29 protein-coding genes, 1 tRNA gene and 1 pseudogene are annotated in these 24,294 nt (G+C 43.6%); 24 read left to right on the top strand and 7 right to left on the bottom strand.

What is annotated here, in order from left to right:
- Positions 1-1,284: an NAD(P)H-dependent oxidoreductase gene (locus tag ACW9JV_RS07190; RefSeq protein WP_457332773.1), complete on the top strand. Its 1,284-nt coding sequence runs from the start codon at positions 1-3 to the stop codon at positions 1,282-1,284.
- Positions 1,285-1,317: 33 nt separating this feature from the next.
- Positions 1,318-1,671 (top strand): bh protein, encoded by a 354-nt coding sequence (locus ACW9JV_RS07195; RefSeq protein WP_457332775.1) that lies wholly within the window; start codon positions 1,318-1,320, stop codon positions 1,669-1,671.
- A gap of 483 nt (positions 1,672-2,154) precedes the next feature.
- Here the strand turns inward: ACW9JV_RS07195 and ACW9JV_RS07200 are convergent, their stop codons facing one another.
- A complete protein-coding gene (locus ACW9JV_RS07200; RefSeq protein ID WP_457332777.1) occupies positions 2,155-2,463 on the bottom strand; it encodes a hypothetical protein in 309 nt (102 codons plus the stop codon).
- 148 nt (positions 2,464-2,611) lie between these two features.
- Here ACW9JV_RS07200 and ACW9JV_RS07205 point away from each other — a divergent pair, with 148 nt between their 5' ends.
- Positions 2,612-3,268, top strand: coding sequence for an MOSC domain-containing protein (locus ACW9JV_RS07205; RefSeq protein ID WP_457332779.1), 657 nt, complete (start codon positions 2,612-2,614; stop codon positions 3,266-3,268).
- On the opposite strand, the gene ACW9JV_RS07210 is transcribed toward ACW9JV_RS07205, so the two are convergent.
- Together ACW9JV_RS07210 and ACW9JV_RS07215 are read right to left on the bottom strand one after the other, a co-directional pair.
- Positions 3,261-4,088, bottom strand: a complete 828-nt coding sequence (locus tag ACW9JV_RS07210) for a YihY/virulence factor BrkB family protein (protein WP_457332781.1) — start codon at positions 4,086-4,088, stop codon at positions 3,261-3,263. The two genes, ACW9JV_RS07205 and ACW9JV_RS07210, sit on opposite strands and share 8 nt — an antisense overlap.
- A gap of 254 nt (positions 4,089-4,342) precedes the next feature.
- Positions 4,343-4,498 carry a DUF1540 domain-containing protein gene (locus tag ACW9JV_RS07215; protein ID WP_457334636.1) on the bottom strand — a complete coding sequence of 52 codons (156 nt, stop codon included), beginning with the start codon at positions 4,496-4,498 and terminating at the stop codon, positions 4,343-4,345.
- Positions 4,499-4,616: 118 nt separating this feature from the next.
- Between ACW9JV_RS07215 and ACW9JV_RS07220 the strand changes: the two genes are divergently transcribed.
- From ACW9JV_RS07220 to ACW9JV_RS07265, 10 genes are all read left to right on the top strand, one after another.
- On the top strand, positions 4,617-4,940 hold the full coding sequence (locus ACW9JV_RS07220) for a DUF2680 domain-containing protein (protein ID WP_457332783.1): 324 nt from the start codon (positions 4,617-4,619) through the stop codon (positions 4,938-4,940).
- A gap of 166 nt (positions 4,941-5,106) precedes the next feature.
- On the top strand, positions 5,107-5,328 hold the full coding sequence (locus tag ACW9JV_RS07225) for a hypothetical protein (protein WP_457332785.1): 222 nt from the start codon (positions 5,107-5,109) through the stop codon (positions 5,326-5,328).
- A 256-nt stretch (positions 5,329-5,584) separates the two neighbouring features.
- Complete coding sequence (tagD, locus tag ACW9JV_RS07230; protein WP_457332787.1) at positions 5,585-5,983, top strand: glycerol-3-phosphate cytidylyltransferase; 399 nt, start codon at positions 5,585-5,587, stop codon at positions 5,981-5,983.
- A 110-nt stretch (positions 5,984-6,093) separates the two neighbouring features.
- The gene (locus tag ACW9JV_RS07235) at positions 6,094-7,374 is read left to right on the top strand and encodes a CDP-glycerol glycerophosphotransferase family protein (protein WP_457332789.1); all 1,281 of its coding nucleotides are present in this window, start codon (positions 6,094-6,096) and stop codon (positions 7,372-7,374) included.
- A 2-nt stretch (positions 7,375-7,376) separates the two neighbouring features.
- Positions 7,377-8,186 (top strand): ABC transporter permease, encoded by an 810-nt coding sequence (locus tag ACW9JV_RS07240; RefSeq protein WP_457332792.1) that lies wholly within the window; start codon positions 7,377-7,379, stop codon positions 8,184-8,186.
- A gap of 19 nt (positions 8,187-8,205) precedes the next feature.
- Complete coding sequence (tagH, locus tag ACW9JV_RS07245; protein WP_457332794.1) at positions 8,206-9,027, top strand: teichoic acids export ABC transporter ATP-binding subunit TagH; 822 nt, start codon at positions 8,206-8,208, stop codon at positions 9,025-9,027.
- A 94-nt stretch (positions 9,028-9,121) separates the two neighbouring features.
- Complete coding sequence (locus ACW9JV_RS07250) at positions 9,122-9,694, top strand: biotin transporter BioY (protein WP_457332796.1); 573 nt, start codon at positions 9,122-9,124, stop codon at positions 9,692-9,694.
- A 13-nt stretch (positions 9,695-9,707) separates the two neighbouring features.
- A complete protein-coding gene (locus ACW9JV_RS07255) occupies positions 9,708-11,228 on the top strand; it encodes an AMP-binding protein (protein WP_457332798.1) in 1,521 nt (506 codons plus the stop codon).
- Complete coding sequence (locus ACW9JV_RS07260; RefSeq protein ID WP_457332800.1) at positions 11,225-12,412, top strand: thiolase family protein; 1,188 nt, start codon at positions 11,225-11,227, stop codon at positions 12,410-12,412. The genes ACW9JV_RS07255 and ACW9JV_RS07260 overlap by 4 nt, the downstream gene beginning before the upstream one ends.
- Positions 12,387-13,190, top strand: a complete 804-nt coding sequence (locus ACW9JV_RS07265) for a MaoC family dehydratase (RefSeq protein ID WP_457332802.1) — start codon at positions 12,387-12,389, stop codon at positions 13,188-13,190. Before ACW9JV_RS07260 ends, ACW9JV_RS07265 begins: the two co-directional genes overlap by 26 nt.
- Here the strand turns inward: ACW9JV_RS07265 and ACW9JV_RS07270 are convergent.
- Entirely contained in the window at positions 13,184-13,390 is a 207-nt protein-coding gene (locus ACW9JV_RS07270) for a methionine aminopeptidase (RefSeq protein WP_457332804.1), read from the bottom strand. The genes ACW9JV_RS07265 and ACW9JV_RS07270 overlap by 7 nt on opposite strands.
- A 131-nt stretch (positions 13,391-13,521) precedes the next feature.
- On the opposite strand from ACW9JV_RS07270, the gene ACW9JV_RS07275 reads away from it, so the two are divergent.
- The 6 genes and pseudogenes from ACW9JV_RS07275 to ACW9JV_RS07300 all read left to right on the top strand — a co-directional run bounded on the left by ACW9JV_RS07275 (position 13,522) and on the right by ACW9JV_RS07300 (position 17,129).
- Positions 13,522-14,505 carry an S-layer homology domain-containing protein gene (locus tag ACW9JV_RS07275; RefSeq protein WP_457332806.1) on the top strand — a complete coding sequence of 328 codons (984 nt, stop codon included), beginning with the start codon at positions 13,522-13,524 and terminating at the stop codon, positions 14,503-14,505.
- A 173-nt stretch (positions 14,506-14,678) separates the two neighbouring features.
- On the top strand, positions 14,679-14,927 hold the full coding sequence (locus tag ACW9JV_RS07280; RefSeq protein ID WP_457332808.1) for a hypothetical protein: 249 nt from the start codon (positions 14,679-14,681) through the stop codon (positions 14,925-14,927).
- Between the two features lie 46 nt (positions 14,928-14,973).
- Complete coding sequence (locus ACW9JV_RS07285; protein WP_457332810.1) at positions 14,974-15,447, top strand: acyl-CoA thioesterase; 474 nt, start codon at positions 14,974-14,976, stop codon at positions 15,445-15,447.
- Positions 15,448-15,488: 41 nt separating this feature from the next.
- Positions 15,489-15,703 (top strand): annotated as a pseudogene (locus tag ACW9JV_RS07290) (oxidoreductase); the annotation flags it as partial.
- A 263-nt stretch (positions 15,704-15,966) separates the two neighbouring features.
- On the top strand, positions 15,967-16,836 hold the full coding sequence (locus ACW9JV_RS07295) for a peptidoglycan recognition protein family protein (RefSeq protein ID WP_457332812.1): 870 nt from the start codon (positions 15,967-15,969) through the stop codon (positions 16,834-16,836).
- Between the two features lie 218 nt (positions 16,837-17,054).
- Positions 17,055-17,129 (top strand) — tRNA-Val (locus tag ACW9JV_RS07300).
- Positions 17,130-17,220: 91 nt separating this feature from the next.
- Here the strand turns inward: ACW9JV_RS07300 and ACW9JV_RS07305 are convergent.
- Together ACW9JV_RS07305 and ACW9JV_RS07310 are read right to left on the bottom strand one after the other, a co-directional pair.
- Positions 17,221-17,853 (bottom strand): site-specific integrase, encoded by a 633-nt coding sequence (locus ACW9JV_RS07305; RefSeq protein ID WP_457332814.1) that lies wholly within the window; start codon positions 17,851-17,853, stop codon positions 17,221-17,223.
- Positions 17,789-18,136 (bottom strand): zinc-ribbon domain-containing protein, encoded by a 348-nt coding sequence (locus ACW9JV_RS07310; RefSeq protein ID WP_457332816.1) that lies wholly within the window; start codon positions 18,134-18,136, stop codon positions 17,789-17,791. Before ACW9JV_RS07310 ends, ACW9JV_RS07305 begins: the two co-directional genes overlap by 65 nt.
- Before the next feature lie 94 nt (positions 18,137-18,230).
- On the opposite strand from ACW9JV_RS07310, the gene ACW9JV_RS07315 reads away from it, so the two are divergent.
- The 4 genes from ACW9JV_RS07315 (at position 18,231) to ACW9JV_RS07330 (ending at position 21,208) form a co-directional block, all read left to right on the top strand.
- Positions 18,231-18,431: a hypothetical protein gene (locus tag ACW9JV_RS07315; RefSeq protein WP_457334638.1), complete on the top strand. Its 201-nt coding sequence runs from the start codon at positions 18,231-18,233 to the stop codon at positions 18,429-18,431.
- Positions 18,431-18,625: a hypothetical protein gene (locus ACW9JV_RS07320; protein WP_457332818.1), complete on the top strand. Its 195-nt coding sequence runs from the start codon at positions 18,431-18,433 to the stop codon at positions 18,623-18,625. The genes ACW9JV_RS07315 and ACW9JV_RS07320 overlap by 1 nt, the downstream gene beginning before the upstream one ends.
- A 1,164-nt stretch (positions 18,626-19,789) precedes the next feature.
- Positions 19,790-20,482 (top strand): 4'-phosphopantetheinyl transferase family protein, encoded by a 693-nt coding sequence (locus ACW9JV_RS07325; RefSeq protein ID WP_457332820.1) that lies wholly within the window; start codon positions 19,790-19,792, stop codon positions 20,480-20,482.
- Between the two features lie 6 nt (positions 20,483-20,488).
- Positions 20,489-21,208 carry a thioesterase II family protein gene (locus ACW9JV_RS07330; protein ID WP_457332822.1) on the top strand — a complete coding sequence of 240 codons (720 nt, stop codon included), beginning with the start codon at positions 20,489-20,491 and terminating at the stop codon, positions 21,206-21,208.
- Positions 21,209-21,318: 110 nt separating this feature from the next.
- Here ACW9JV_RS07330 and ACW9JV_RS07335 read toward each other — a convergent pair whose 3' ends face one another.
- On the bottom strand, positions 21,319-22,599 hold the full coding sequence (locus ACW9JV_RS07335) for a helix-turn-helix domain-containing protein (RefSeq protein WP_457332824.1): 1,281 nt from the start codon (positions 22,597-22,599) through the stop codon (positions 21,319-21,321).
- 199 nt (positions 22,600-22,798) lie between these two features.
- Here ACW9JV_RS07335 and ACW9JV_RS07340 point away from each other — a divergent pair, with 199 nt between their 5' ends.
- The gene (locus ACW9JV_RS07340) at positions 22,799-24,289 is read left to right on the top strand and encodes a phytoene desaturase family protein (RefSeq protein ID WP_457332826.1); all 1,491 of its coding nucleotides are present in this window, start codon (positions 22,799-22,801) and stop codon (positions 24,287-24,289) included.
- Positions 24,290-24,294: the final 5 nt, after the last annotated feature.

The following is a 24,294-nucleotide window of genomic DNA, read 5'->3' on the forward strand; positions in this document are numbered from 1 at the left end:
ATGCTAGGAATGAACAAAAAACTGGCAGCGTTCCAGGAACAGGGGAACTATATTAAAGTGGGGCTGATCGGAGCCGGGCAGATGGGGCGCGGCATGATTTCTCAAATTGAGGGAATGAAAGGTATGAAGGTTGTTGCGACAGCCGATATAGATATATCCAATGTGGTGAACGCCTATAAGAATGCCGGAATACCAGATGAAGATATTGTTCAGACTGATAAGGAAGAGGAAGCGGTGCGTGCGGTCGAAGAAGGGAAAGTAACTGCTTTCTCCGATGCAAAAAAAGTGGCGGCTCTGCCCGCAGTAGATGTGGTAGTGGATGCAACCGGCATACCGAACGTCGGCGCTTCTATTGCCTGGGAAGCCATTCTTCATCAGAAGCATATAGTAATGCTGAACGTGGAAGCAGATGTTACCGTCGGTCCGATTCTGAAAAAACTGGCGGACAGCGCCGGTGTTGTCTATACCGGATCGGCAGGAGATGAGCCGGGAGCGGTCATGGAACTTTATGATTTTGCTGACGCGCTCGGCTTTGAGGTGATTGCCCTCGGTAAAGGGAAAAATAATCCTCTGAATGTGGAAGCCAACCCATCCACAGCGGAAGCTGAAGCAAAAGAAAAAGGTGCCTCCCCGAAAATGCTTGCTTCCTTCCAGGACGGCACGAAAACGATGGTGGAAATGAACGCGGTAGCGAATGCAACTGGTTTTTCACCAGATCAGACAGGGATGCACGGGTTTAAAGCATCCGTGGATGAACTGGCTGATATTTTTCAGCTGAAAGAAAACGGGGGTGAACTGAATGACACCGGTATTGTGGAATATGTTCAGGGTGTGGCTCCCGGAGTGTTCGCTGTTATTACCTCCCACAATGAAGAAGTGCATGAAGAACTAAAGTATGTAAAACTCGGAAACGGGCCTCACTATACGCTTTACCGCCCTTATCATCTTACCAGTCTGGAGACGCCGTTAACGGTAGCCCGAGCCTATTTCGACAAGGAAGCAACCATCGCTCCAAATTACGGGCGGCAGGCAGAAACGATCGCCACCGCGAAAAAGGATCTGAAGCAGGGAGAATTTCTCGACAGTATCGGCGGGTACAGCGTATATGGCACGCTGATGGAAAAAACAGAAGCCGATCAGGCCGAAGCATTTCCGATCGGATTGGTGGATGGCAATGTAAAAGTTGTACGTGATGTGCAAAAAGGGGAGACATTGACGTATAATGATATTGAGCAGACAAAAGAATCCACCATCTGGAGACTACGCCGGCTCCAGGAACAGTAAACCGGCTGTTCGCGCAGGATGGCGGGGGTTCTGATGCATGAAAAAGAGGTGATCAGGTTGAAAACGCATGAAATGAAAGCCGACCTTTATTGTATTCATTGCAAAGAAGATGTTACTCATACGATTGAGTATATTAATGAAGAAATCTCGACCATTACCTGTCAGCAGTGCAGCCGGACGATAGAAATTGATATTGATATCATGAATGAATTGTACGATGAAATGTATCATCGTATTACAACAAAACCTTCCCGTATCACGAAAGAATCCAGGGAAGATCTGAGTCACTTCTTTTTTTCCCTGCCAAGCCGTGTAATCAGTAAACCATACCGGTTGTTCAAGGACGTCAATGAAACCCAGAAAACAATACGGCGTTACAGAAAATAGCAGAAAAGGCGCTGCCGGATTATGGCGGCGTCTTCTTTCTTATGGCAGCACCTATTCAGGTAAAAACGTTCCACCACCGAAAAGATTGCCTATGTTTGGATCCCCGGAAAAAAAGGTATGAAAGGTATCAAAAGGAGGCCGTACTATGATCAAAAAAGTGATAAAGTCGATTTTTCTCGGATATTTGCTTAAAAAAGGAAAACGAATGCTCGCCGGGCGCAGATGACATGTTCCATTCGAAAATAAAGGAATCTGGGACAATAGATATAAGTATTAAATAAAATTCGAACATTTAGTATACCGCGATGAAAATAGGCTCGAGCCGTGCCCGCGGAAAGCGAAGTGTGTTGACGGAACGGTAAAGGATGCACAGCAAAAATTCCGAACGATTCCCTGAATAATCGTTCGGAATTTTTTAGTTATGAATGGTTTTGTCCCAAACTCGAATTATTTCTGTATTGTCTGATCCGCTTTGATCAGCAGTCAGGATATACTGTCTGCATATTCTTTCAACCGGGACTCCGCCGTTTCCGGAGTGATAGAAGTTTCTGTCAGAAGTCCGAGAACGTTGTCTGTTTTTCCCTGCTGTTTCAAGGTCTGAAACACTGTGGGTTTATTCTGTTTAAGTATGGACATGATTTCAAGGGTCGGCAGCGGTTGATCCGCTGGTTTTAGTCTTAGAAAATAGCGCATAAAATTTCGAAAATCCTGTACGGAATTTTTAGAATCCGGATACGTTTCCAGCATATGTTGAAATTTGTTAATCGCGTCAAGTACTTCTTTGTTCTTCATCCATCTAATCCCCCTTTCTTCTATTTTCGACATTTTTCTCATAAGTTTTAGTATAAAACTTTTTCAGTTTGCTTACACTTCGTCTTTGCACTCGCTTTTTATCTGGTCATGTACATGATAAGATAAGCATAAAAAGGTGTGGTTTAACATGCATTCCCCCGCTCCCTCCATATACCATCTTGCCGCAGGACTTCCCCGTAATATTAAGGATGAGCGCGGCCGCACCCTGCATACCGGTATACGAAAAAAATCAGTATCGAACGTGTTTCTGCACAAAAGCGGTTTTCACGGAGATGATGTGGCAGATAAAAAAAATCACGGCGGTCCGGACCGGGCGGTTTGTATTTACCCATGGGAACATTACCGTAAATGGGAAGCAGAATTTGAAACAGATCTGGAGCAGGCTGCGTTTGGTGAAAACCTTACCGTTACCCACATGAGAGAAGAAAACGTTTACATAGGAAATATATATAAAGCCGGCACAGCCATGATTCAGGTCACACAGGGCAGAATTCCATGTGATACGGTCAACAGGCGGACCGGGATTCCGGAATTGATGAACCGTATGATCGAAACAGGATTTACCGGTTATTTATGCAGAGTCCTGCAGGAAGGAGAAGTCTGTCCGGACTCGCAAATTGAACTTGTGGAAGAAGAGGAGAACCGGATTAGTGTTCTGTATGCCAACTATACTTATTTTCATGACCGTAAAAACCTGGAAGCCGTCGAGGATATTCTGAAGGTAAAGCCGCTGGCCGATAAGTGGCGCAGCAAGCTTGAAAAAAGACGCCAAACCCTCATGTGAGGTTTTTTCGCTGGTGCAGCACGGCATTGATTTCCCCGCCGATGACAAGGGACAGTCCTGTTAGAAAAAGCCACAGCATCAGCACAATAACGCCTCCGAGACTCCCGTAGGTCGCCGAATAATTGCCGAACTGCTGTACATAAAAGGAGAATCCGGCGGAAATAACCTGCCACAGCACCGTAGCGGTCACAGCTCCGGGAAGCACATATTTCATCGGAACCCGGATATAGGGGCCGAAGTAATACAAGCTGCAGAGCAGAGCAATCATAACAAGAACGCTTAACAGGCGGCGCACCATCTGCAGCAGAACCTCCGTCTGCTCTTTCATCGGAAGGTAGGAGGTTACTGCCTGAAGCAGCATCTCCCCAAAAACAGATAAAACAAATACAAGAATAATGACGATTAGCAGTGCTAAGGTCAGCAGTATAGACAAAAAGCGGGTCTTCCAGAAAGCCCTGGGCGTCTCTACATTGAAAGCCTGATTCATCGCTTTGATAAATGCATTCATGCCGGTCGAAGCAGACCAGATAGTCCCGATGATTCCAAAAGTAAGCAGTCCGGTATTCTTGTTCTCAATGATGTTAAAGACATTCTCTTTCACCATCCCCGATGTCTGAGGGGGAAGTGCTGTTTCGATGAAATGTATCACTTCTGTACCTTCAACGGAAAAATAAGGAAGGATAGAAAGGAATAAAATAAGCAGTGGAAACAGGGACAGCATATAATAAAAGGCTTGTTCGGCTGCCAGGCCGAAAGCCCTGTCTTCATCCATTTCTCCGGTAAGTGTCTTCAAAAAATGGTACGCCTTCTTCACTCTCATGGCTTGTTCCCCCTTCTTCTATTTGTTTCCCGATGCACCAGGTATTTAACCGCTCTATTTAAAGGATGGTGTTTGCAGGTATGCGGAATCGGGAAAGCTGAAACTAACATGAAAGAGAGGATGTTGCAGAAATGATACGTACCATACTTATGATTATCGGACTTATTGTAGTCATCAGCGCCATATTTAACCTTGCGTTTTAAGTAGAAGGGGCCGTCCTTTGTTTGGGACGGCCCCTTCTGTTCTTAACAATGTCAGTGGGCTTTTTCAAACGTTTTGCAGTCGGTTTCGTGTTCATTGGAAGCCTGTTCGCCTTTATGGCTGACTACATAAATTCTGTCGGCGCTGCAAAGGTTTCCCTCTTCCCAGTAATGGCAGTTGTGCACTTCACATAGGACATCCTGTGCTATGGTCATCACCCCCTGTTTTTACTTTTTGAGAAACCATGACAAATTACACAAGAAAATAATGAATGAAATTCCTCGTATTTCACAAAATAGGGGCAGTATAGGTAAAAGGAGGATACGGATGAACCAAAAATGGATATGGATTCCGGCTGCAGCTGTCATGCTCGTAACAGCAGCACCTGCAGGAGCTGCTGCCGGAGAAGAACAGGCAGAAGAACAGCAGGTGGAATTAACAGAAGCGCAGCAGAAAGAACTGGCTGAGATTCATTCGAGCATTCTGGAAAAAAGAAAAACTCTGATTGATAAGTATGCGGAGTTCGGAGTTGTTCCGGAGGAAAAACGCGAAGAAATGAAAGAACAGCTGGATGAAGGGTATGCCAAACTCGAAGACAGGCAGTTCATCCCCCCGCATCCCCACCACTGGAAAAAAGAAAACCATGATTAATTAGCAGGCCTTTCCCCCTATATGCGTCGGGGAAAGGCTTTTTTATGGACAAAAGAATACGAACACGATTTAAAAAGATGTTTAAAAAAAATCGGGAAGTGGCATTGGAGGAAAGGAATAAATTATTAATAATGTAAAGGTATGTTGAAGAAAGGACAGGATAAACGTGCAGCAGGAGATTGAAGATTTCATTAACAACATTAAAGTGGAGGCAAGCGCCAACCGGGTATTCACCCCGGCGGAGATCAATGAAGAGCTGTACGACGGGGAGAAAACACTGGAAGATGTGCTAGCTGCCTGTGAAAAACTGACTGAAGAGGGCCGAATAGCCCGGGCCGAGGAAAAGACCGAAGATGGGTACAAAGGACAGCTTTTCACGAAAAAATAAATCACCCGCAGGCGGCATACCGTAAAGGCTTGCCGCCTTTCACATAATGATCCATTTTTGAGATTTTCACATATTTTTTTATACTATTATGCCGATATTTGATGGAAAGAAGATAGTCCAGCCGTGACTTGTATGATATAATTCTGAAAGTCAATGAATATCTCCTATATTTTTCATTAAGATTATTAAAGGAACGTAAAAGGGATTATAAAAAGTAAAAAACACCCATGTTTGTCTGAAACTAGGAGGATTACAGATGAAGAAAGTAATTACGTACGGCACTTTTGATCTGCTGCACTGGGGTCATATAAATCTATTAAAACGGGCGAAAGACATGGGAGATTATCTCATTGTTGCGATTTCGACCGATGAATTTAACGCCGTAAAAGATAAAAAAGCGTATTATCCTTATGAACAGCGCAAATTAATTCTGGAAGCGGTCCGGTATGTGGATGAAGTCATTCCGGAAAACGACTGGAACCAGAAAAAAGAAGATATCATCCATCACGATGTAGATCTTCTTGTTATGGGAGATGACTGGAAAGGCAGCTTTGACCAACTCGCATCCTTATGCGATGTGATGTATCTGCCGAGAACCGCCAACATTTCCACGACAAAAATTAAAAACGAACTGCTTCTTGCGAATGCTTACTAAAAAAGAGGGATTTTTTCTCTCTTTTTTTGTTTTTTCCTCCGTGAACATTATATAATAGAGCGGACGGAAAAAATGAGTACCGGGTAAGTAAAGAGGGGTAACGAAGTCTTATGAATAAACGCTGGCAAAAAAGGTTTAACAAACGTATCAAAAAACCGTTCAACCGACGGAAGAAACAAGTGATGAAAAAATGGAAGAAGTTCAAAAAGTCTAAAACAATAAGAAACGTCTACCGCAATGTATTCGGCTTGGTCGGGAAACTGCCGAAAAAAGAAAAAATCATCGTGTTTGAAAGCTTCCTCGGAAAGCAGTACAGCTGCAATCCGAGAGCTGTTTATGAAGAACTGAAGCAGCAGGACCGCAACTTCACTTATTACTGGAGCATCGACCACCGCTACAGGCACTATTTTGAAAAACACGGAGTACGTACGATCCACCGCTTTTCCCTGCGATGGTTTATTGTCATGATGAGAGCGAAATACTGGGTGTTCAACAGCAGGCTTCCGAAGTGGATACCGAAACCGGCGGACACGGTCTATCTCCAGACCTGGCACGGCACTCCGCTCAAAAAACTGGCGCTCGACATGGAAGAAGTCCACATGCCGGGTACGACCACGGAAATGTATAAGAAAAATTTTGTTGCTGAAGCCAGTAGGTGGAGTTATCTGGTTGCGCCAAACGAATACTCCGCGGAAATATTTGAACGGGCGTTCGATTTCCACGAGACAATGCTGAAAACCGGTTATCCCAGAAATGATTATTTATTCCATTATACACAGGATGACATCCGCAGCGTAAAAGAACGCCTCGGCATTCCGGAAGGGAAAAAAGTCATTTTGTATGCCCCGACTTGGCGGGATAATGAATATCATTTTATCGGAAAATATAAATTCACCGTGCAGATGAATATGGACAGGATGAGAGAACAGCTGGGAGAGGAATATTTTCTGATTTTCCGCCTGCACTATCTGGTTGCCGACCATCTTGATCTGAGAGGATGGGAAGATTTCGCGGTGGATGCTTCCCGTTATGAAGATATCCGTGATCTTTATATCGTCAGTGACATGCTGATCACGGATTACTCCTCGGTCATGTTTGACTACGGGGTACTTCAGCGCCCGATGATCTTTTATGTGTATGATATCGACAGCTACCGGGACACGCTGCGTGGTTTTTACTTTGATTTTGAAAACGAAGCGCCGGGTCCGCTTGTGAAAACGACGGAATCATTGTTGGAGGAAATCAAACATTCCGATACGATACGGACGAGGTACGACACCCATATCCGCCGCTTTGAAGACTCCTTTCACGCCCTGGAAGACGGCAATGCCGCCAGGAAAGTGACGGAGGCCGTTTTTCCGGAGGAAGAAACGGATGAAAAAGAGGGATAATAATGAAAGCAGCCCTGAATATTGCCAAAGAGCTTTGGGACAATATACAATTAATCAACCGGCTTGCTCTTTATGAAATAAAAATTAAAAACAATAATAATTATCTGGGGGAAGCATGGGAGCTGATTACCCCCCTCTTTTTTATGGCCATCTACTGGTTTGTATTCGGCTACGGCATCCGAGGCGAACATAGTGCCGTGGACGGTATTCCCTATTTGAACTGGATGTCGGCGGGAATCACGATCTGGTTTTTTGTCCATCCGGCTGTAACGCAGGGATCCAAAGCCATTTATTCAAAAATCCGCCTTGTGTCAAAAATGAATTTTCCATCGAGCATCATTCCGGTCTATGTCATGGTATCAAAACTGTATCCGCACCTGGCTATTCTGTTGTTAGTCGCTGTGTATATGCAGTTCACCGATTACAGGATATCGATGTATTATATTCAGTTCCCCTATTTTTTAGCCAGCATGCTGATGCTTATCACCGCAGTGCTGTTAATTACGTCCACATTAACAACGGTCATCCGTGATATACAGATGTTTATTCAGTCTACGATACGGGTGTTTCTGTATATTAGTCCTTTTCTATGGGTCTCGGATCGTCTGCCGGAGGTGGTTCAGAATCTGATGAAGCTGAATCCGCTCTATTATCTGGCGGAAGGCTACCGCGCTGCTTTTTTCGGCGGATCCTGGTATATGGTGGAGAACTGGCAGTATACGCTCTATTTCTGGGGGCTTGTCGTGCTGCTGTTTACGATCGGTGCGCTGCTCCATGTCCGTTTTCGCAAGCATTTTATTGATTTTCTTTAGGCAGAGGGGAGGGGAACGTATGTCTGCTGTGGTATCGGCGGAAAACATCACAAAAACATTCAAATTATACGCCGGACAGTCCGAACGCCTGAAGGATCTGATGCTTCCCGGAGAGTACGGGGAATCCTTTTATGCGCTCCGTGATGTCTCCTTTGAAGCAGACGAAGGGGATATTATCGGACTGCTCGGGGTCAACGGTTCCGGAAAATCCACCCTATCCAACATCATCGCAGGCATCGTGCCTCAGACGAGCGGTGAGCTTGAGATCCGGGGAGAACCGGCGATCATCGATGTATCTTCCGGGTTGAACAATAAACTGACGGGGCGGGAAAACATCGAGATGAAATGTTTGATGCTTGGTTTTACCCGCAAAGAAATCAAAAATCTGGAGCCGGAGATCATTGAGTTTGCAGAAATGGATAAATTTATTGATCAGCCTGTTAAATCCTATTCCAAAGGGATGAAATCAAGGCTTGGTTTTTCCATCAATGTCAGCATTGACCCGGATATATTAATTGTGGATGAAGCATTGTCGGTCGGAGATAAAGCATTTGCTAAAAAAAGCCTTGAAAAAATGAAGGAATTTAAGGAACGGAGAAAAACCATGTTTTTCGTCAGCCACTCTTTGACCCAGATCAAGGAATTCTGCACGAAAGCAATATGGCTGGAATTCGGTGAAATTAAAAAATCCGGAACACTGCAGGAAGTGGCGGATGACTATGAAGCGTTTCTGCAGGATTATAACACCTGGTCGAAAAAAAAGCGTAAAGAGTTCCGCCAGCAGGGGTTTGCCAGACAGAGCGAACCAAAAAACAGAAATGGGCGGCAGACAGCCGAGTAATACACTTACAAATGTCAACTTACAATATTGTAGGTTGACATTTATTTTTTTATCGTTTACATTGTGTTTTATAGATGGACAGGAGGCGTTCGCAATGAATACGAGAAATATGATGTATATGGCTATGTTTGCTGCAGTCGTCGGAGTGCTGGGTCTGCTTCCGCCGATACCGATCCCCATGACCCCGGTGCCTGTTACGGCTCAGACACTCGGTGTCATGCTCGCCGGTTCGCTGCTTGGAGCCAGGCTAGGAGGAGGAAGTATGCTTCTTGTGGTTGCTCTAATTGCGGTTGGCATGCCGATACTGTCCGGCGGACGGGGAGGTATGGGTGTGCTGCTCGGACCCAGTGGAGGTTATATATTATCCTGGCCGGCAGCTGCGTTTGTAACGGGATGGATCATGGAAAAGATGCTTCCTCATCTGCGAATGCCCGGTGCATTGGCGGCGAATATAGTGGGAGGACTTCTGCTTATACATATAGCCGGAACACTGTATCAGACTTTTATTTCGGATCTTACCTACCAGGGCGCTGTAATAGGCACTCTCGGATTTCTCCCTGGAGACACCCTGAAAGCGGTTGTGGCTTCTTATGTGGCAGTCCATATTGCCCGGCGCCAACCCTTTCTATTGAAAGAGAAGGAGCACAGGAACAAAAAGGCAGGTTAGGGGAGGCACAGTCATGTCGATTGCCGCTTCAATCAGGGAAAACGCCAAACATTATCCGGATAAAACAGCCGTCTTCTGCGATGGCAGAGACATTTCTTATCAAGAGCTGGAGAATACCACAAACCGCATGGCGCAGTGGATGCACCTGAAGAACCGGAAAGGTGGGAACGGCTCTTCGAAAGCGGCGGTCCTTCTGCCAAACAGTCCGGAGTTTCTGGAGATTGTTCTCGGTGCCGCAAAAGCAGGCTGGATGGTGGTCACGCTGGATCCTAAATGGAGCAGCAAAGAAATAACAGCTGTCCTTAAACGGACAGAACCGGATTATTTATTTTTGGACAGGACATACGACGCTTTTTTCTGCGAGTGGCAAAAAATTTCCCGGATCATTCCGCTGCAGGTCGGAGCCAAAGCAGCCTCAATGGGTGAACGACCGTGGGACGCTGCCGGAAGCATAGACGCACCGCTTTCCGCTGAATTGTCTATGTCCCTGTTTTATATGGGATTTACCTCCGGCTCTACTGGCATGCCGAAAGGTTTTATTCGAACACAGCAGTCCTGGATGACAAGTTTTCAGGAAGGGGACAGGGAACTAAAGATTCGAAAGCTGGACAGAGTGGCGGTACCCGGTCCGCTCGTCCATTCTCTCTTTTTGTTTGCCGCGCTCCACACCCTTCACGCCGGCGCTGCCTGTTACCTGGAATCATCTTTTCAGGCAGAGGGTCTTCTTCAACGCTGCCGGCAGGAATCCATCACGGTTATGTACGGGGTGCCGACGATGTATGAGGCTTTGGGACAAATCTTAGAACGAGAACCTATTCAAAAGATGCCACTGCAAAAATGCATCATTTCCGGAGATCGGTGCTCCCCGGATAGACTGGAAAAGCTTCGTTCCCTTTTTCCAGGGACAGAGTGGATGTCGTTTTACGGTTCTTCCGAACTAAGCTTTGTTGCCGTTTGTAAAGGAGAGGATGTAATGAGGCGCACGTCCGCGCTGGGGCACCCATTTTCCACGGTGGAGTTTTCGATCCGGGATGAAAGGGGCTGGGAGGTTCAGCCGGGAGAAGCCGGGGAATTATTTGTCAAAAGTCCAATGGTATTTTCCGGCTATGAGAACGAACCTTTTCCTGATTCTGAGGAATGGGTCCCATCAGGAGATATCGTCCGGGTGGAACCGGACGGGCTGTTATGTCTGGTTGGCCGTCGTAAAAACAAAATCATCAGCGGGGGTCTGAATATATATCCGGAAGAAGTTGAAACGCTGCTCACCTCCCATCCGTCTGTGAAAGAAGCGGCGGTGACAGGGCTGACAGATGAGTATTGGGGGGAAATAGCCGCAGCGTGTATCGAACCTGCATCAGGCGTCCGGACGGAGACGCTTCTTCAGGAATTAAAAGATTACTGCCGGAAGCACACAGCTTCCTATAAATGTCCGAAACAATGGATGGTGATCGACGAAATGCCGCTTACAACAAGTGGGAAACCGGCAAGAAAAAAGGCAGCCGCCCTCATTGAAAAGAAAGGGGAAAAGATATGAGCCGCAAACCGGTTATTGTATGCTGTGGACGTACACCGATAGGAAAAGCAGGAGGAAGTCTCCGCCAAATCACGCCGGAGCGGATGGCCGCCGGCGTTTTTCTGCATCTGCTGCAGAAAACCGGAGTTCCGGCTGAAGACATCAATGATGTGGTACTCGGAAATGTGATTGGTCCGGGAGGCAATCTGGCCCGTCTTTCCGCGCTTGCCGCCGGCTTTCCGGTAAGTGTTCCGGGTGTGACCGTCGATCGTCAATGCGGTTCAGGAATGGAAGCCGTGTCGCTTGCTTCCCGCCTGATTCAAGCCGGAGCAGGAGATGTATATATAGCAGGCGGTGTGGAAAGTGTAAGCCTCGCACCATGGAAAATGGAAAAACCGGCTAATCCCTATAAGGAATATCCCCGCTTTTATGAAAGGGCCCGTTTTTCACCGGAAGAAATCGGAGATCCGAATATGGGCAAAGCAGCTGAACGAACGGCTGAAGTATACGGGATCTCAAGGCAGGATCAGGATGCTTTTGCTGCGGAAAGCCACCGTAAGGCTGTCCATGCCCGAGAGCAGGGTTGGTACAATGAAGAAATCGTCCCTCTCCCGGGAATCACCGAGGATGAAGGGCCCCGCACCAATATCAGTTCGTCCCTGCTTCGAAGGATGCCGCCGGCTTTTGTCGAGAAAGGTACTGTTACAGCGGGTAATTCCTGTCCGGTCAATGACGGTGCAGCCGCTGTACTGCTTATGAGTGAAGAAAAGGCAGAGGAATACGGACTGGTTCCTGAACTGGAGGTGGTCGATACCGCTGCAGCCGGTGTGGATCCAAATATTCCGGGAATCGGCGCGGTACCGGCCGTGGAACAGTGCCTTGCAAACAACGGACTGTACATAAATGACATCGGCCAAATGGAGTTTAACGAAGCGTTTGCTTCCCAAACACTTGCCTGCTTGCGCGAACTTTCCATGCCGCTGGAGAATGTAAATACCGGCGGTGGAGCGATTGCGCTCGGACATCCCTACGGGGCATCTGGTGCGGTGAATATCACAAGACTCTGGTCGGAAATGAAAAGACGGCAGACAAAGATCGGAATTGCGGCTATGGGAATCGGTGGAGGAATGGGAACGGCTGTCCTGTGCAGGAACACAATACAGCAGAAGGAGAAAAACGATGATCTCCCCGGCAAAAGTGGGTAAGGCTGTCCATGAATCTTTCATGATAACCGATTCCGACATCAAAGCCTGGGCTTCCTGTCTTAGAGACACCCATCCGCTCTATTATAATCCGGATACAGCTGCGTCTTACGGTTATGCGGATGTTCTGATGCCCCCGACATTTCCGATGTATTTATGGAACAGCATGGCGAAACCGTGGGAGCAGATATCAAATCGAGTGATACTTGAAAAACAGGATTTTCGTTTCGCAGCCCCAATTACAGCAGGCATGCAGACCGATGTCTCCATTACTTTATCAAGTGTGGAAGAGGTGTCCCTTTTTTCCGGAACTTTTCAGCGCGTAACGGAGACCTTGCGTATGACGACAAAGAGCCGGATCAGGCTGGAAGCAGATACCGTTACGCTGCGGCCGCTCGATGAACGGCATCAACAGAATAACAAATCCCGGACATACAGAAAACGTATAGAAAGGGATGCTGTTCCCCTTGTTTTTTCAAGGCCGTGGATCACCGAATATGCACAATGTTCCGGCGATGACCAGCCTGTCCATACGGACAGAAAAGCAGCGGAAGAGGCCGGTTTCCCAGCCGAAATTGTGCAGGGAATGTTGATCATGGGGGCTTCGGCGTACTGTATACACGATCAGTTGGATCGGAAGGGATATATCGAACGGTACTGGCATCGCTTCCTCTCTCCGTTAACAGCAGGAGAAACACTGTATGTGCTGGCATCTGTGGCAGGCAGCATGACATCACGGACACAGGATGGAAAAGCGATCGCCCGGGGAGGGTTTCAGTAATGGCGGGAGGACCAGTCGGAATACAGCCCGCTGCCATCGCACCCCGGGCAGTAAAGAGGATCCGTGTAATAATATTCGTTCGGCATCAGGTGAATCCCCCGTCCCCGGCACTCCGGACATTTTCCTTCCTGTTCCATGGCAGCAATCCGCTTCTGCTTTGCCGATTCCCTCCATTCCGTCCATTTGTTCCAAAGGTTCATATAAAGATACCTCCTTTTTTACCATTATGCTTTGTGAACAGCATATGTATACGTTCTAAAAAAGGAGATTTATTTTCAGGATGAAGGGGTATAGGAAAAAAATGCAGAACAAATAACCTGGAGGAGATGTTATGAAACGAGCTGGTATAGGTGCTGCACTGGCAGCGCTGTTTATTATGCCGTCAGCCGCGTCGGCTGCACCTTCATTCCATGATGTGGGAGAGGATTTCTGGGCTGAAAACGAGATTTCTTTTCTGGCGGAAGAAGGAATAATTTCAGGATATGAAGACGGCGGTTTTCACCCGAATGATCCGGTGAAGCGGAGCCAGGCCGCCGCCATGATTGTAGAGGCCCTGGACCTGGAGACAGGGGATAGGCCAGCCCCGGATTTTTCGGATATCACGGAATATTTTCATGCGTATGAAGAAGCTGCCGCGGTGAAAGACGAAGGAATTATCACAGGCAGTGAAGGTGCTTTTCTGCCGAACGATCCTCTGACAAGAGGTCAGATGGCTGCTGTACTGAACCGGTCTTTTGCCTTCTCGGATGGAGAGGGGTCCGATTACTTCCGCGATGTGGAGGATGGAGACGTGTTCTATCACGATATACAGGCCATCGCCCAGGCAGACATTACGACAGGATACCAGGATGGAACATACGGTCCGAATGAAGACGTAACAAGGGCACAGTTTTCCGTCTTTCTGGCAAGAGCTTTGGAGCCTGAAGAATTCGTACATCCGGACCGTACAACGTACACAAATGAAAGGTTCGGGTTTGAAGTAACCTATCCGGATAGCTGGCCGTCCGGTGAAGAGGCTGACAACGGGGACGGCAAAATTCTATATGAAGATGAATCATCCACCATTCGTGCATACGGCACGCATTATATGGAAAGTGCGGCCCCCGATCTTTCCACCTATCAGGAGGTCACACTTCAAAACGGAGATGAAGCACATTATCAGACGACGAGGGAAGACGGCACCATTTCATTTGATTTGGTACGGACTGCCTCCGGTACCCAATACCACGTGAATGGTGAAGTCAGCGAAGCCTTTTATTCCGAATACGGCGATGACATCCGGGATACCATCTACAGTTTAAATACGATGGAGTAGCACAGAAAAGGAGCTGTTTCTATTTTATACAGCTTCTTTTTTACGGAGAGGGGTTGGGCTTTCGTGAAATTGTGTTATAATGATGAACGTATAAGATGCATGGATGGAATGATTGAAAATGGCTTTTACCGCCTGAATAGTGTATGACGCAGAATGTAAAGGAGGTACATAGGATGGACAAGACAGCCGAACAGGTTATTGATAGTCTGCCGGAGCTGGAACGGAACGTATACACCTTTATGCAGGATGAATACGATAAACTGGAACAGGCCGGAGAAAAACATGATGTTGCGGCAAACGACACGTATGTCGAAAAAAAGGCGTCCGAAACGTTCAATATCTCGGAAGAAGAGGCCGGCACGATCTACGCAAAAACTGAATCCCAATTAATCCGCGTGCGGCAGGATAGAGCATCCAGATAATGGATGCTCTTTTCTGTAGGAGTGCACTGGAAAGGAGCAATCCGTCATGAAACAGGAACATGCCATGGAGAAGTCAAGAACCGTGCAGACGAGACTTGTACTGCCTCCCGATACGAATCATCTTCAGAGCATCTTTGGAGGAAAGGTGATGGGCTACATTGATGAAATTGCCGCCCTTTCCGCCATGAAACACTGCAGCAGTATCGTAGTTACCGCTTCGATGGATTCGGTCGATTTTCTGTCTTCAGCCAAAGCCGGGGAAGCATTGGAACTGGAAGCGTTTGTCACCTCCACCGGCCGGACGTCCATGGAAGTCTTTGTCCGGGTGCATTCCCATGATTTATTGACAAATGAAAAAAAATTAACGACAGAATCGTTTTTAACGATGGTCGCAGTGAATGAGGAAGGGAAGCCGGTAGAAGTACCGGGTGTTATTCCGAATACAGAAGAAGAACAAAGGCTTCATGAAACGGCATCAGCAAGAAAAGAGCACCGTCGTCAGCGTAAAAACATGAAATAAGCAGAATGTTTCCTTCAGCCGGTGCATCTTATGCTAAAGGAGCCATGCCGGCTGGCCCGTCAGGACTGAAACTGGCGGGAGAAAAAGTATCGGAACCGTTAACAAAGCAGGAGAATGAAGATCTGGTAGCTGCCTATGCCAAAGGGGCGGCAGTGCCAAACGGATCGGTGTTGATGCTGTCGAAATCCACAGAGCGCACGGGTATTTGACTGACCAGTTTTTCTGGCAGCATACTAACCGCCGCACCGATGAATACGCGGAAAAGAAGTCCGGGAAAGCCGGGCGGACGAACTGCAGCCATACAGCCGCGACTCCCTGAGGACCTTGTATTGAAATAAAAAGGAGGAGGACCGATTATTTTTTCGGGAATCCTCCTTTTTTTAATTGTCATTGACTTTCAAAAGGCGCACAAATAAATAGCTGAATGAAAAATCCATGAATACTTCAAGCTTCCTACCCACCCTTTTTCATCGCTGCCGCATATTTCTACCATACAGGGTCTTGGAAAGGAGGCGGTTTATGCCAAAGGTAGAAGATCTACGCAGCGCGACTCCGAAGCGTTCGGAGACAAGATCCGAACACAGCATCCGAAAAATTATCCGTCATCACTCCGCAACACGTACCGGTGACTTCTGGTCTTTCTGGAACTATACCTGGAGCCGGTTTACACCGGAGTGGCAGACGGGCGGCTATCATGAAATTATTCTCCGTGACGGAACGGTGCAGGTCTGTTACCGGCCGTCCATGGTCACGAATGGAGCGGCCGGCCACAATGCCTACACGTATCATATCTGCCTGATTGGAAATGGTTCCTTTACTGATGTACAGGAAAGATCTTGGCATCAGAGGGTGGAACGTGCCATGAAGCGGTTCAGGCTTACCGTATCCGATGTTCTCGGCCACCGCGAACTTGCCGGTGCAGCAACCCTCTGTCCCGGTATTGAAATGAGTGAAGTCAGGGCAGCTCTTTGGGCCGGCAGCCCATTATCCGGCAGTGAATCATCCACCCTGCAAGCCGGAGACACTGGATCAAATGTCAGGAACCTTCAGAAACAGTTGATCCAGGCCGGAGAGAATCTTTCTGTGTACGGGGCGGATGGTGAGTTCGGAAGCGAAACGAAACGGGCTGTCGAATCGTTCCAGCGTAAATATGGGTTGCGGGTGGATGGTATCGCCGGCCCCCGTACTATGGAGAAACTGGAAGCCATTCTTTCCCAGGGAGGTGAGGCTGTGAACGATCATATCCCGAATCCTTCCCACCGGGATGCCTGGAAATGGGCGGAAGAAAAGAACCTGATGAACGGAAAATATCCAAGAGAAGCTGTCACCAGGGAGCAGCTGGCCACTGTGCTGCACCGCTGGCACCAGATGAATAAAGGAGAAAGCTGACATGTGGAAAAAGGTGAAACGACTCTGGAAGACCCTGTTGCAGGACAAGCGTCCACCTCGGAAAGAGGATGGCGAAGGTGACACTGAATCTGAACTCGATAAAATATAGCTGTTTTCAGGTTCCTTCGGGAACCTGAAAATTTTTAATAGGACCCTTGCATCGCAGACGAAAACATCTTACAATTAATAATGTCGCTGTTATTTCAGCAGCATAGGAGGAGCCGTTAGTTCAGTGGGAGAACGCTTGCTTGACAGGCAAGAGGTCACTGGTTCGAATCCAGTACGGCTCACCATACATAATACGCCAATGACGCCGGTTTGAGGATACCCTCGGCCCGGCGTCATTTTTTAGCTGGACGCGATTTGCAAACAAATTGCAAACCTTTATCCGAATAAAGCGTTATTAAATTTATCGGCTGCTTCTTTTTGAAGACTCGGGATAACATGAGAATAGGTGTCCAGGGTGATCTTAATCGAAGCATGGCCTAAACGCTCGCTGACAATTTTGGGATGTACATTTTCTCGTAATAATAGAGAAGCATGAGTATGTCGCATATCATATAAGCGAATAGGCGTAAGCTCTCCTTTATCAAATAAAGGCTTTGTTAGTCTGTACCAAGTTCTAAGTATATTTCGATACAAAACAGGATTCCCTGTTTTAGTGGCTATGACAAAATTCTGATCATCATATGCCTTTCCTGCCTTCATCTTTTCTTCTTTCTGTCGGGTACGATGACTTTTTAACGTGGATAAAGTATCTTCGCCTAAGCTTATCATTCTGCGGGAGCTTTTTGTTTTTGGCTGTTTTAATTCTCCCTGCCTGGTTAAAGAACGCAGCACTGATAATTGTTGATTGTCTGGGTCGATATCACGCCATTTCAAACCTAATATTTCACCCGGCCGCATTCCTGTAGATAAAGCAAGCAGAAAAAATATATAATTCTTATCTTCCTTAGCAACCTCCAAAAAATAAGATGCTTCTTCTTTTTCCCAATATCCCATTTCTTTGTCTTCCATGTTCAACGGTATCAACAGGCAGCACTAAGTATTCAGCGATTTCAGCAGGTAGCATTTTATTCTTTAACAGTGGTCTCATAAATTCGTAAGGCATAGATGCAAACAAAATGTGTGAGCCTGCCCTTCTAAATATTGTTTCATCATATGGAAGCCGTCTTTGATTGTGACATCTCCACCATACAGTTCTAGTTGAACCTGGAAGAACATCTGAAGGTGAAAGGGTCCCATTTCTTTCTGAGTACCATGTTTGTGGATGGATGTAATTAAAATCAAAGTTATTCATGCTTTATCGTTGTGAAGTATCCAAGCAAATGTTTTGAAATGAAGCAAGTAGTATAATGAAACGAGCTATCTGATATAATGAAACAAAGGCGGTGATGCTTGTGAGGGAACAGCAAAACGTAGAATCCAAACGAAAATACGGCTGGGTTGATAAATGGGCAGCGATGACCGGAGAACGGGCAAGAATAGATGCCAAAGCTAACAACACGTATATAATATATGAGCAGCACGGACAACTTGTAAAAGAATTTCCTGACGGTAAAATTATTCCGTTTCATAATGATGGTGAAGCTTAATGGATTCGCGTCGACCAGTGTTTTTCGTATTTGCAGGGAATAACGGTAGTGGAAAAAGCACGTTTCGCAATTTAATCATCGACAAAATCGGTATTGATATCAATATCGATGCCGATGCTGTTGCACGAAGATTAGATTCGGAAAATCCAGAGGCGAAAAGGGTTGCTGCTGGAAAAGAAGTTATTAAACTTTAGGTATAATTATCCTTATATTGAATTGAAATTAAAAATAAAAGCAGTCACTTTTTCACTCTTTAATAATCGGGCGCGATTATTGAGTAGCTGTTTTACAACTTTTTTTGATAAAGAGATATGTTTGGGTGCTGACTCCACTCTTCAAAAGATATTAAACCGCAATAAACAATTTTAACCGGATCAACCGGAGATGGCCGAGAGCTTACTTTCTGGTTTAAAACCACTGGAATATAAGTCATTAAGATAAAAACAGGTAAACCGGAAGTGAATTAATAGTAATACTTCTGATTAATTCAAACTTCACTTTATCGCATTAATAAATAATTATTGTTCCATCGCCTCCATCGCAACAAAACCATAACTTAAGTTATAGTGCAGCCTTAAGGCTGCAAGTTGCTTAAAATTAACAACCTCTTTTTTAGGGTTCTTTGCAAAGAATCCTAAAAAGGGGTTTTTTTATGGTTTCAATCGAGATGGAACAACAAAATTTACTTGCTGAAAAACGATGTGAAGGACTTACTCAGAATAGTTTGATACGTACATTTGGTTTTTCAGAAGTTGGAATGAATAGCTTCAGGAACAAGTGTGTTTTGCAACCAAGAATTTAAGAATATTGCAGTCGAAAATTTAGAAGGCTGCCATCCCATTTGAAATTATTAAGAATTGGATAACGCATGCATCACACGATAACTGTCTCCTGTGAGCTTAATATGTGAGCGTGGTGGATCACCCGATGCTAATGCTGCCGTTAGTCCCGCATCAATAAAAAATAAATACTCTGTTCCACTGACTGAACTCCAGATTAAATCTGCCTTCCCTCCATTAGCTGCACGTTGAGAAAATTAATTTATTTATGAGGCAATCATCTCAAGGCAGATCTAATATTTTTCAATAGAAAAAAAAGTGTTTTGGGATTAACATATATAGTGAGGTCGACAATGTTTAATATATTTTGGTTTGCATGATAATAAATTAACTTGTAAGTACCGAGAAGCTAGTAGTATTCGTAGGTGCGATATAGATTTGCAAAAATGAAGAACCCTTCTCGTCAGTCAGGGAAAGTATGATAAGTTCTAGTTAAGTTCTAGTTAATCTTGGTGAAAGAAATCTATCTCGATATACTCTATTTTTTAGCACTTATAAATATCTTTTAGAGGTGATGGGATGGTTATACATGCAGTTAATATAAAACAAGCACTAGATAAGAAGACCTTTGACGAGCTCTTGTCCTATACAGATAGGAAAAAGAAATCCAAAATACTATCGCTTTATCATAACAAAGACCGTCAGAGAGGATTGGTCGGAGATATACTTGTTCGAATGATTTTATCCAAACGCTATAATATTAAGAATTCAGATATCGTATTTTATTATAATCAATATGGAAAACCATATTTAGATTGTGAAGGTATTTATTTTAATATATCTCATTCTGGGGATTGGGTGGTGTGTGTATTTGACCAACAAGCTGTAGGTATTGATATAGAATTAATTAATGAAGTAGATTTAGATTCAATTAAACGATTTATCTTAGGAGAAAATGAAAATATAACCTTCACTAAGGGACAGCATAATGAAAATAATTTTTACGAACTGTGGACTCTAAAAGAAGCCTATATTAAAGCAATAGGTAAAGGACTTAGCATTCCACTTAATTCTTTTATGTTAGAAAATGTAGAGAACAATCACTTTAAAGTTAAAGGGGATGATAAATTCTTTTTAAAAAGATTAGATTTTGAAAATAACTATAAAATGGCTTTTTGTGCTACAAAGAAAAGCAAGAATGACATTATTATAAAGTATAACAGTGAATCCCTATATAAATTGTTCTTAGAAAAACAAACATTAGGAGGGTGAAGAAGTATGGAGAAAAAAACACTGTTTTGCTTGCCTTATGCAGGGGGATCTGCAGAATCAATTTATTTTTCGTGGAAAACGCAATTACAAAAGTGTGTAGAAGTAGTTCCAATTGAACTACCAGGGAGAGGAAAGCGAATAAAGGAGTCTTTAATTAAATCGGTTGATGAGATGGTTGATGATATTATTAGAAGTATTAAAGATAGGATAAATGAAACTGACTCGTATGCTATTTTTGGACATAGTATGGGAGGACTTTTGGCTTACGAATTGGTCAGACGCTTACATACAATGAATTTGAAAATCCCTGATGAGGTTATCATCTCAGGATTTCAACCTCCCGAATACAAGGTAATGGGTGATTATGGATCATTGTCAATGGAAGAGTTTTCAGAAAAGATAAGAATGAGCGGAAATGTGCCATCAATTATTTTTGAAAATAAAAAAATGTATGATATTTTCATGCCAATCATTCACACTGATTACCAAATGTTTTTTAGCTATTCCTACAAACCGCATGATGATGATGCTATTATAAAATCTGATCTTTATGCTTTTACTGGTATTGATGATTACCAAGTATACCAACGAAGAAATGACTGGGCTTATTATACTTCAGGTAAATTCCAATCAGTTGTTTTTGAGGGGGGGCATTTTTATATAAATAACAATCAGCAACAGGTAATAAGTAACATTCGTGATTTATTTCTAGCAAAAAGAGAGTAGAATAAATATTTCCCTAATTTGGTGAGAGCTAAAATATTGTAAAGAAACACCGCCCCTTTTTTTTACAAAATTTTTAGAAAACTAACGGGTGATTTTTACATTTATCCCATTTATAAAAATTCCTTTAAGAATTCTAAACATTGCTTGTAGCAGTAAGAACTTTTTTTGTATTTATAAATTTGTTTATATTTATCGCCTAAAAGTTCGTAATAGTAATAAGTTTGATTGTATTTATTTTTACTTAAAGTATGGGGTATAGCTTTTTCTTCCAGGTACTTAATAAGCCTTTCATCACTGCTGTTTAATTGATGCTTTAATACTTCAAGTTCTACTATTTGGTCATAACAGCTACAATTCCCAAACGAATCTAGTGTTGAAGAGAGCCATTTTAATGCTTCATCACTTTGATTGTTTTTTAGTAAAACGGAAGAGAGTTCAATAATTACTGTTAAATAAGTTTCTAAGTTATCTGAAATGGAATCGATATTCTCCAGAGCTTGTAAGAAGTAATCCATGGAATGTTCAAGATCATGTTTCATTTTATAAATATAACCTAAATTTTGGAGTGCCTGCGTCTGGATAACAGGTTCCTGAAGAGTCTTTGAAACTCTTATAACGTTGTGACAAATTTGAATGGCCTTCTGGTAATTTTCTAAACGTCCTAAATTGAGACTTAAAATAAGCTGACATTCAAGACTTTTACTGATAAATAACTGCTCGTTAAAAATGGTTAAAGCTTTTTCAATATAGAACATTGCGCTTCTAGTCCTATGTAGGTTGGTGTAGGTTAAAGCGATATGATAAAAATAATCTGGATCTAGATATTGATAATCATTAAAAAAAGGAAGCACCTTTTCAAACTGCTTGAGGCCACTTTGGAAGTTTGAATCTAAGATGCAATGATAAAGACCTAAGAAGTACTGGTAATACATATCGTGATGGCTGGTAAACTTATCCCTGCTTTTTTTCAGCAGCTCCAGTATCTCCTTGGCTTCTTTCGTCATCCTCGTGTGGATAAAATATCTTAGTTTAACTAAATAGTAGTATAAAAGAAGATCTGTTGAATAAATGCGGTTGATTTCTTTCTCAACTTTTTTTTTGTATTTATAAATAGAGTCAGAGTTTTCTCCTTGAACAATGGATAAATACCAATTTTCAAGTGATTCTACTGCAAGAAGGGGTTTTTCACTAGATATAGTGGGTTCTATTCCAATTCTTTGTAAAAGTAAAGCAAGTGTCTCAGCGTTAGGATAAATTTTTCCATTTTCGATTTTACTGAGATAAGTAATGGAGCAAATGCCATGACAAAGGTCTTTTTGAGTCAGTTGATTATTTATACGTTCAAAAAACAAAAGTTTACCAAAGTCAAACTCATATGATTTGATTTTCATGATATCCTCTCCCACTCCATTTATATTTTATAATATCCCTCCATCTTGGTTGATAAACATCCCGTGTTCGGTTCCTTATATTTCAATATTATGCAGATATTTTCTCAATTGTCAATAATCAAAAAAAAAGGTAGTGTTTTAGATGTAGTTGATTGAATTTGTAAAATAACTAATTTTAATGGTGAGTGAGGGGAGATAAGTGGGAAAATACGATGTAATTGTTATCGGAGCAGGGCTTGGAGGACTTTCGACAGCTGCTAATTTAGTAAAAGAAGGTCGAAAAGTTCTTGTAGTTGATCAGCATTATGTTGTTGGCGGCTGTGCTAGCACCTTCCGTAGAAAAAAGTTTACTTTTGATGCTGCAGTTCATTTAATGGGCGGTTGCGAAAAGGGAGATTTAATCGGGGATTTCCTCACTGACCTTGGTATTGAGAAAGATATTGTTTTTAAAAAAGTAAATCCGATGTGCACAGTCCGTATTGGAACTAAAGAATACGATATCCCATCTGACTTAAATGAGCTTAGAGATAAGATGTGCGAGTGGTTTCCCCAAGAGAGACAAGGTATTAAATTAACTTTTTCAAAAATATTTAAAATTGGTCATATTCTTCTTGGTACAAACTATGCAAAAAAACACTTTTCCCAAAAGGAAAAGTTCCGGGAATTCAAAAGTATCCAAAATTTATCTTTTGAGGATTTTTTGCAAAACTATATACAAGAACCAGAAGCGTTATCAGTTCTTTCTACTTTGTTTCTTTATACGGGGACAACTCCAAAATTGTTATCCGCTGCTTATATGATTAGTGTTTTAATGTCTTATCATAATGGTGCATTTTATCCCAAAGAAAGTACTCAAGCGTTTGCCAACCTGTTAAGAAGATATATTGAAGAAAACGATTCTCACGTGTTATTAATAAGAAAAATCGAGTCTATCAAAGTTGAAGAAAACCGAGTTATTGGTGTAAAAGACCATAAAGGCAACGATCACTTTGCTGACACGATTGTGTCAAATATCGACATGAAAACTACTTTTTTTGATCTCTTAGGTGAAGAACACTTACCCTCTGTTTATAAAAAGAAATTTCAAAAGCTCAAACCATCTTGCTCTGCAATTGTTTTATACGCCGGGATAAAAGATGACGATTATTGGAGCAAAAACATCCCCCACGAATTATTTGTCCTGCCAGAATTTGATCGAGACCAATCCCGTATTTATTATCATCCAGAAGAAAAAGAAAGTATACCAATGTCTATTTGTTGTCCAAGCCATGTAGGTCATAATCTCGCACCTGAAGGTCACGCCGTTATCAGTGCGACGTCCCTTTGTGACTATGATGAAATCGAATCAGTACGAATAGATAAAGGAAAAGACTATCTCCTAACAGATTACCTGGAACGAATCGAGCAACAACTGCCCGGTTTTAAAAATCGTATCGTCAGGCATGAGTTGGCGACTCCAAGAACTATTCATCGCTATACATTAAATGATAAAGGAGCAATGTATGGTTGGGAAAAAAGAAACAATCAACCATGGTTAGCAAGAATGGGTCCTAAATCGCCTGTCGATGGTCTGTATTTTGCCGGCCATTGGACAAACAACGTACACGGTGTATATGGAGTAATAAAGTCCGGTCTGATGACTTCGGAACAAATAATTCATGATACTGATACGACAAAAGAGCTGGTCTAATAAAA

It is taken from the genome of Salibacterium sp. K-3 (assembly GCF_054052005.1).

Excerpts from the sequence above, each read along its gene's own strand:
- ACW9JV_RS07250 (WP_457332796.1), top strand. The coding sequence starts at position 9,122 with ATGAATACGAGAAATATGATGTATATGGCTATGTTTGCTGCAGTCGTC.
- ACW9JV_RS07295 (WP_457332812.1), top strand. The coding sequence starts at position 15,967 with ATGCCAAAGGTAGAAGATCTACGCAGCGCGACTCCGAAGCGTTCGGAG.
- ACW9JV_RS07280 (WP_457332808.1), top strand. The coding sequence starts at position 14,679 with ATGGACAAGACAGCCGAACAGGTTATTGATAGTCTGCCGGAGCTGGAA.
- ACW9JV_RS07195 (WP_457332775.1), top strand. The coding sequence starts at position 1,318 with ATGCATGAAAAAGAGGTGATCAGGTTGAAAACGCATGAAATGAAAGCC.
- ACW9JV_RS07275 (WP_457332806.1), top strand. The coding sequence starts at position 13,522 with ATGAAACGAGCTGGTATAGGTGCTGCACTGGCAGCGCTGTTTATTATG.
- ACW9JV_RS07255 (WP_457332798.1), top strand. The coding sequence starts at position 9,708 with ATGTCGATTGCCGCTTCAATCAGGGAAAACGCCAAACATTATCCGGAT.
- ACW9JV_RS07200 (WP_457332777.1), bottom strand. The coding sequence starts at position 2,463 with ATGAAGAACAAAGAAGTACTTGACGCGATTAACAAATTTCAACATATG.
- ACW9JV_RS07315 (WP_457334638.1), top strand. The coding sequence starts at position 18,231 with ATGCTTGTGAGGGAACAGCAAAACGTAGAATCCAAACGAAAATACGGC.
- ACW9JV_RS07305 (WP_457332814.1), bottom strand. The coding sequence starts at position 17,853 with ATGGAAGACAAAGAAATGGGATATTGGGAAAAAGAAGAAGCATCTTAT.
- ACW9JV_RS07310 (WP_457332816.1), bottom strand. The coding sequence starts at position 18,136 with ATGAATAACTTTGATTTTAATTACATCCATCCACAAACATGGTACTCA.
- ACW9JV_RS07240 (WP_457332792.1), top strand. The coding sequence starts at position 7,377 with ATGAAAGCAGCCCTGAATATTGCCAAAGAGCTTTGGGACAATATACAA.
- ACW9JV_RS07325 (WP_457332820.1), top strand. The coding sequence starts at position 19,790 with ATGGTTATACATGCAGTTAATATAAAACAAGCACTAGATAAGAAGACC.
- ACW9JV_RS07265 (WP_457332802.1), top strand. The coding sequence starts at position 12,387 with ATGATCTCCCCGGCAAAAGTGGGTAAGGCTGTCCATGAATCTTTCATG.
- tagH (WP_457332794.1), top strand. The coding sequence starts at position 8,206 with ATGTCTGCTGTGGTATCGGCGGAAAACATCACAAAAACATTCAAATTA.
- ACW9JV_RS07260 (WP_457332800.1), top strand. The coding sequence starts at position 11,225 with ATGAGCCGCAAACCGGTTATTGTATGCTGTGGACGTACACCGATAGGA.
- ACW9JV_RS07330 (WP_457332822.1), top strand. The coding sequence starts at position 20,489 with ATGGAGAAAAAAACACTGTTTTGCTTGCCTTATGCAGGGGGATCTGCA.
- ACW9JV_RS07220 (WP_457332783.1), top strand. The coding sequence starts at position 4,617 with ATGAACCAAAAATGGATATGGATTCCGGCTGCAGCTGTCATGCTCGTA.
- tagD (WP_457332787.1), top strand. The coding sequence starts at position 5,585 with ATGAAGAAAGTAATTACGTACGGCACTTTTGATCTGCTGCACTGGGGT.
- ACW9JV_RS07285 (WP_457332810.1), top strand. The coding sequence starts at position 14,974 with ATGAAACAGGAACATGCCATGGAGAAGTCAAGAACCGTGCAGACGAGA.
- ACW9JV_RS07210 (WP_457332781.1), bottom strand. The coding sequence starts at position 4,088 with ATGAGAGTGAAGAAGGCGTACCATTTTTTGAAGACACTTACCGGAGAA.
- ACW9JV_RS07205 (WP_457332779.1), top strand. The coding sequence starts at position 2,612 with ATGCATTCCCCCGCTCCCTCCATATACCATCTTGCCGCAGGACTTCCC.
- ACW9JV_RS07235 (WP_457332789.1), top strand. The coding sequence starts at position 6,094 with ATGAATAAACGCTGGCAAAAAAGGTTTAACAAACGTATCAAAAAACCG.
- ACW9JV_RS07190 (WP_457332773.1), top strand. The coding sequence starts at position 1 with ATGCTAGGAATGAACAAAAAACTGGCAGCGTTCCAGGAACAGGGGAAC.
- ACW9JV_RS07320 (WP_457332818.1), top strand. The coding sequence starts at position 18,431 with ATGGATTCGCGTCGACCAGTGTTTTTCGTATTTGCAGGGAATAACGGT.
- ACW9JV_RS07270 (WP_457332804.1), bottom strand. The coding sequence starts at position 13,390 with ATGAACCTTTGGAACAAATGGACGGAATGGAGGGAATCGGCAAAGCAG.
- ACW9JV_RS07335 (WP_457332824.1), bottom strand. The coding sequence starts at position 22,599 with ATGAAAATCAAATCATATGAGTTTGACTTTGGTAAACTTTTGTTTTTT.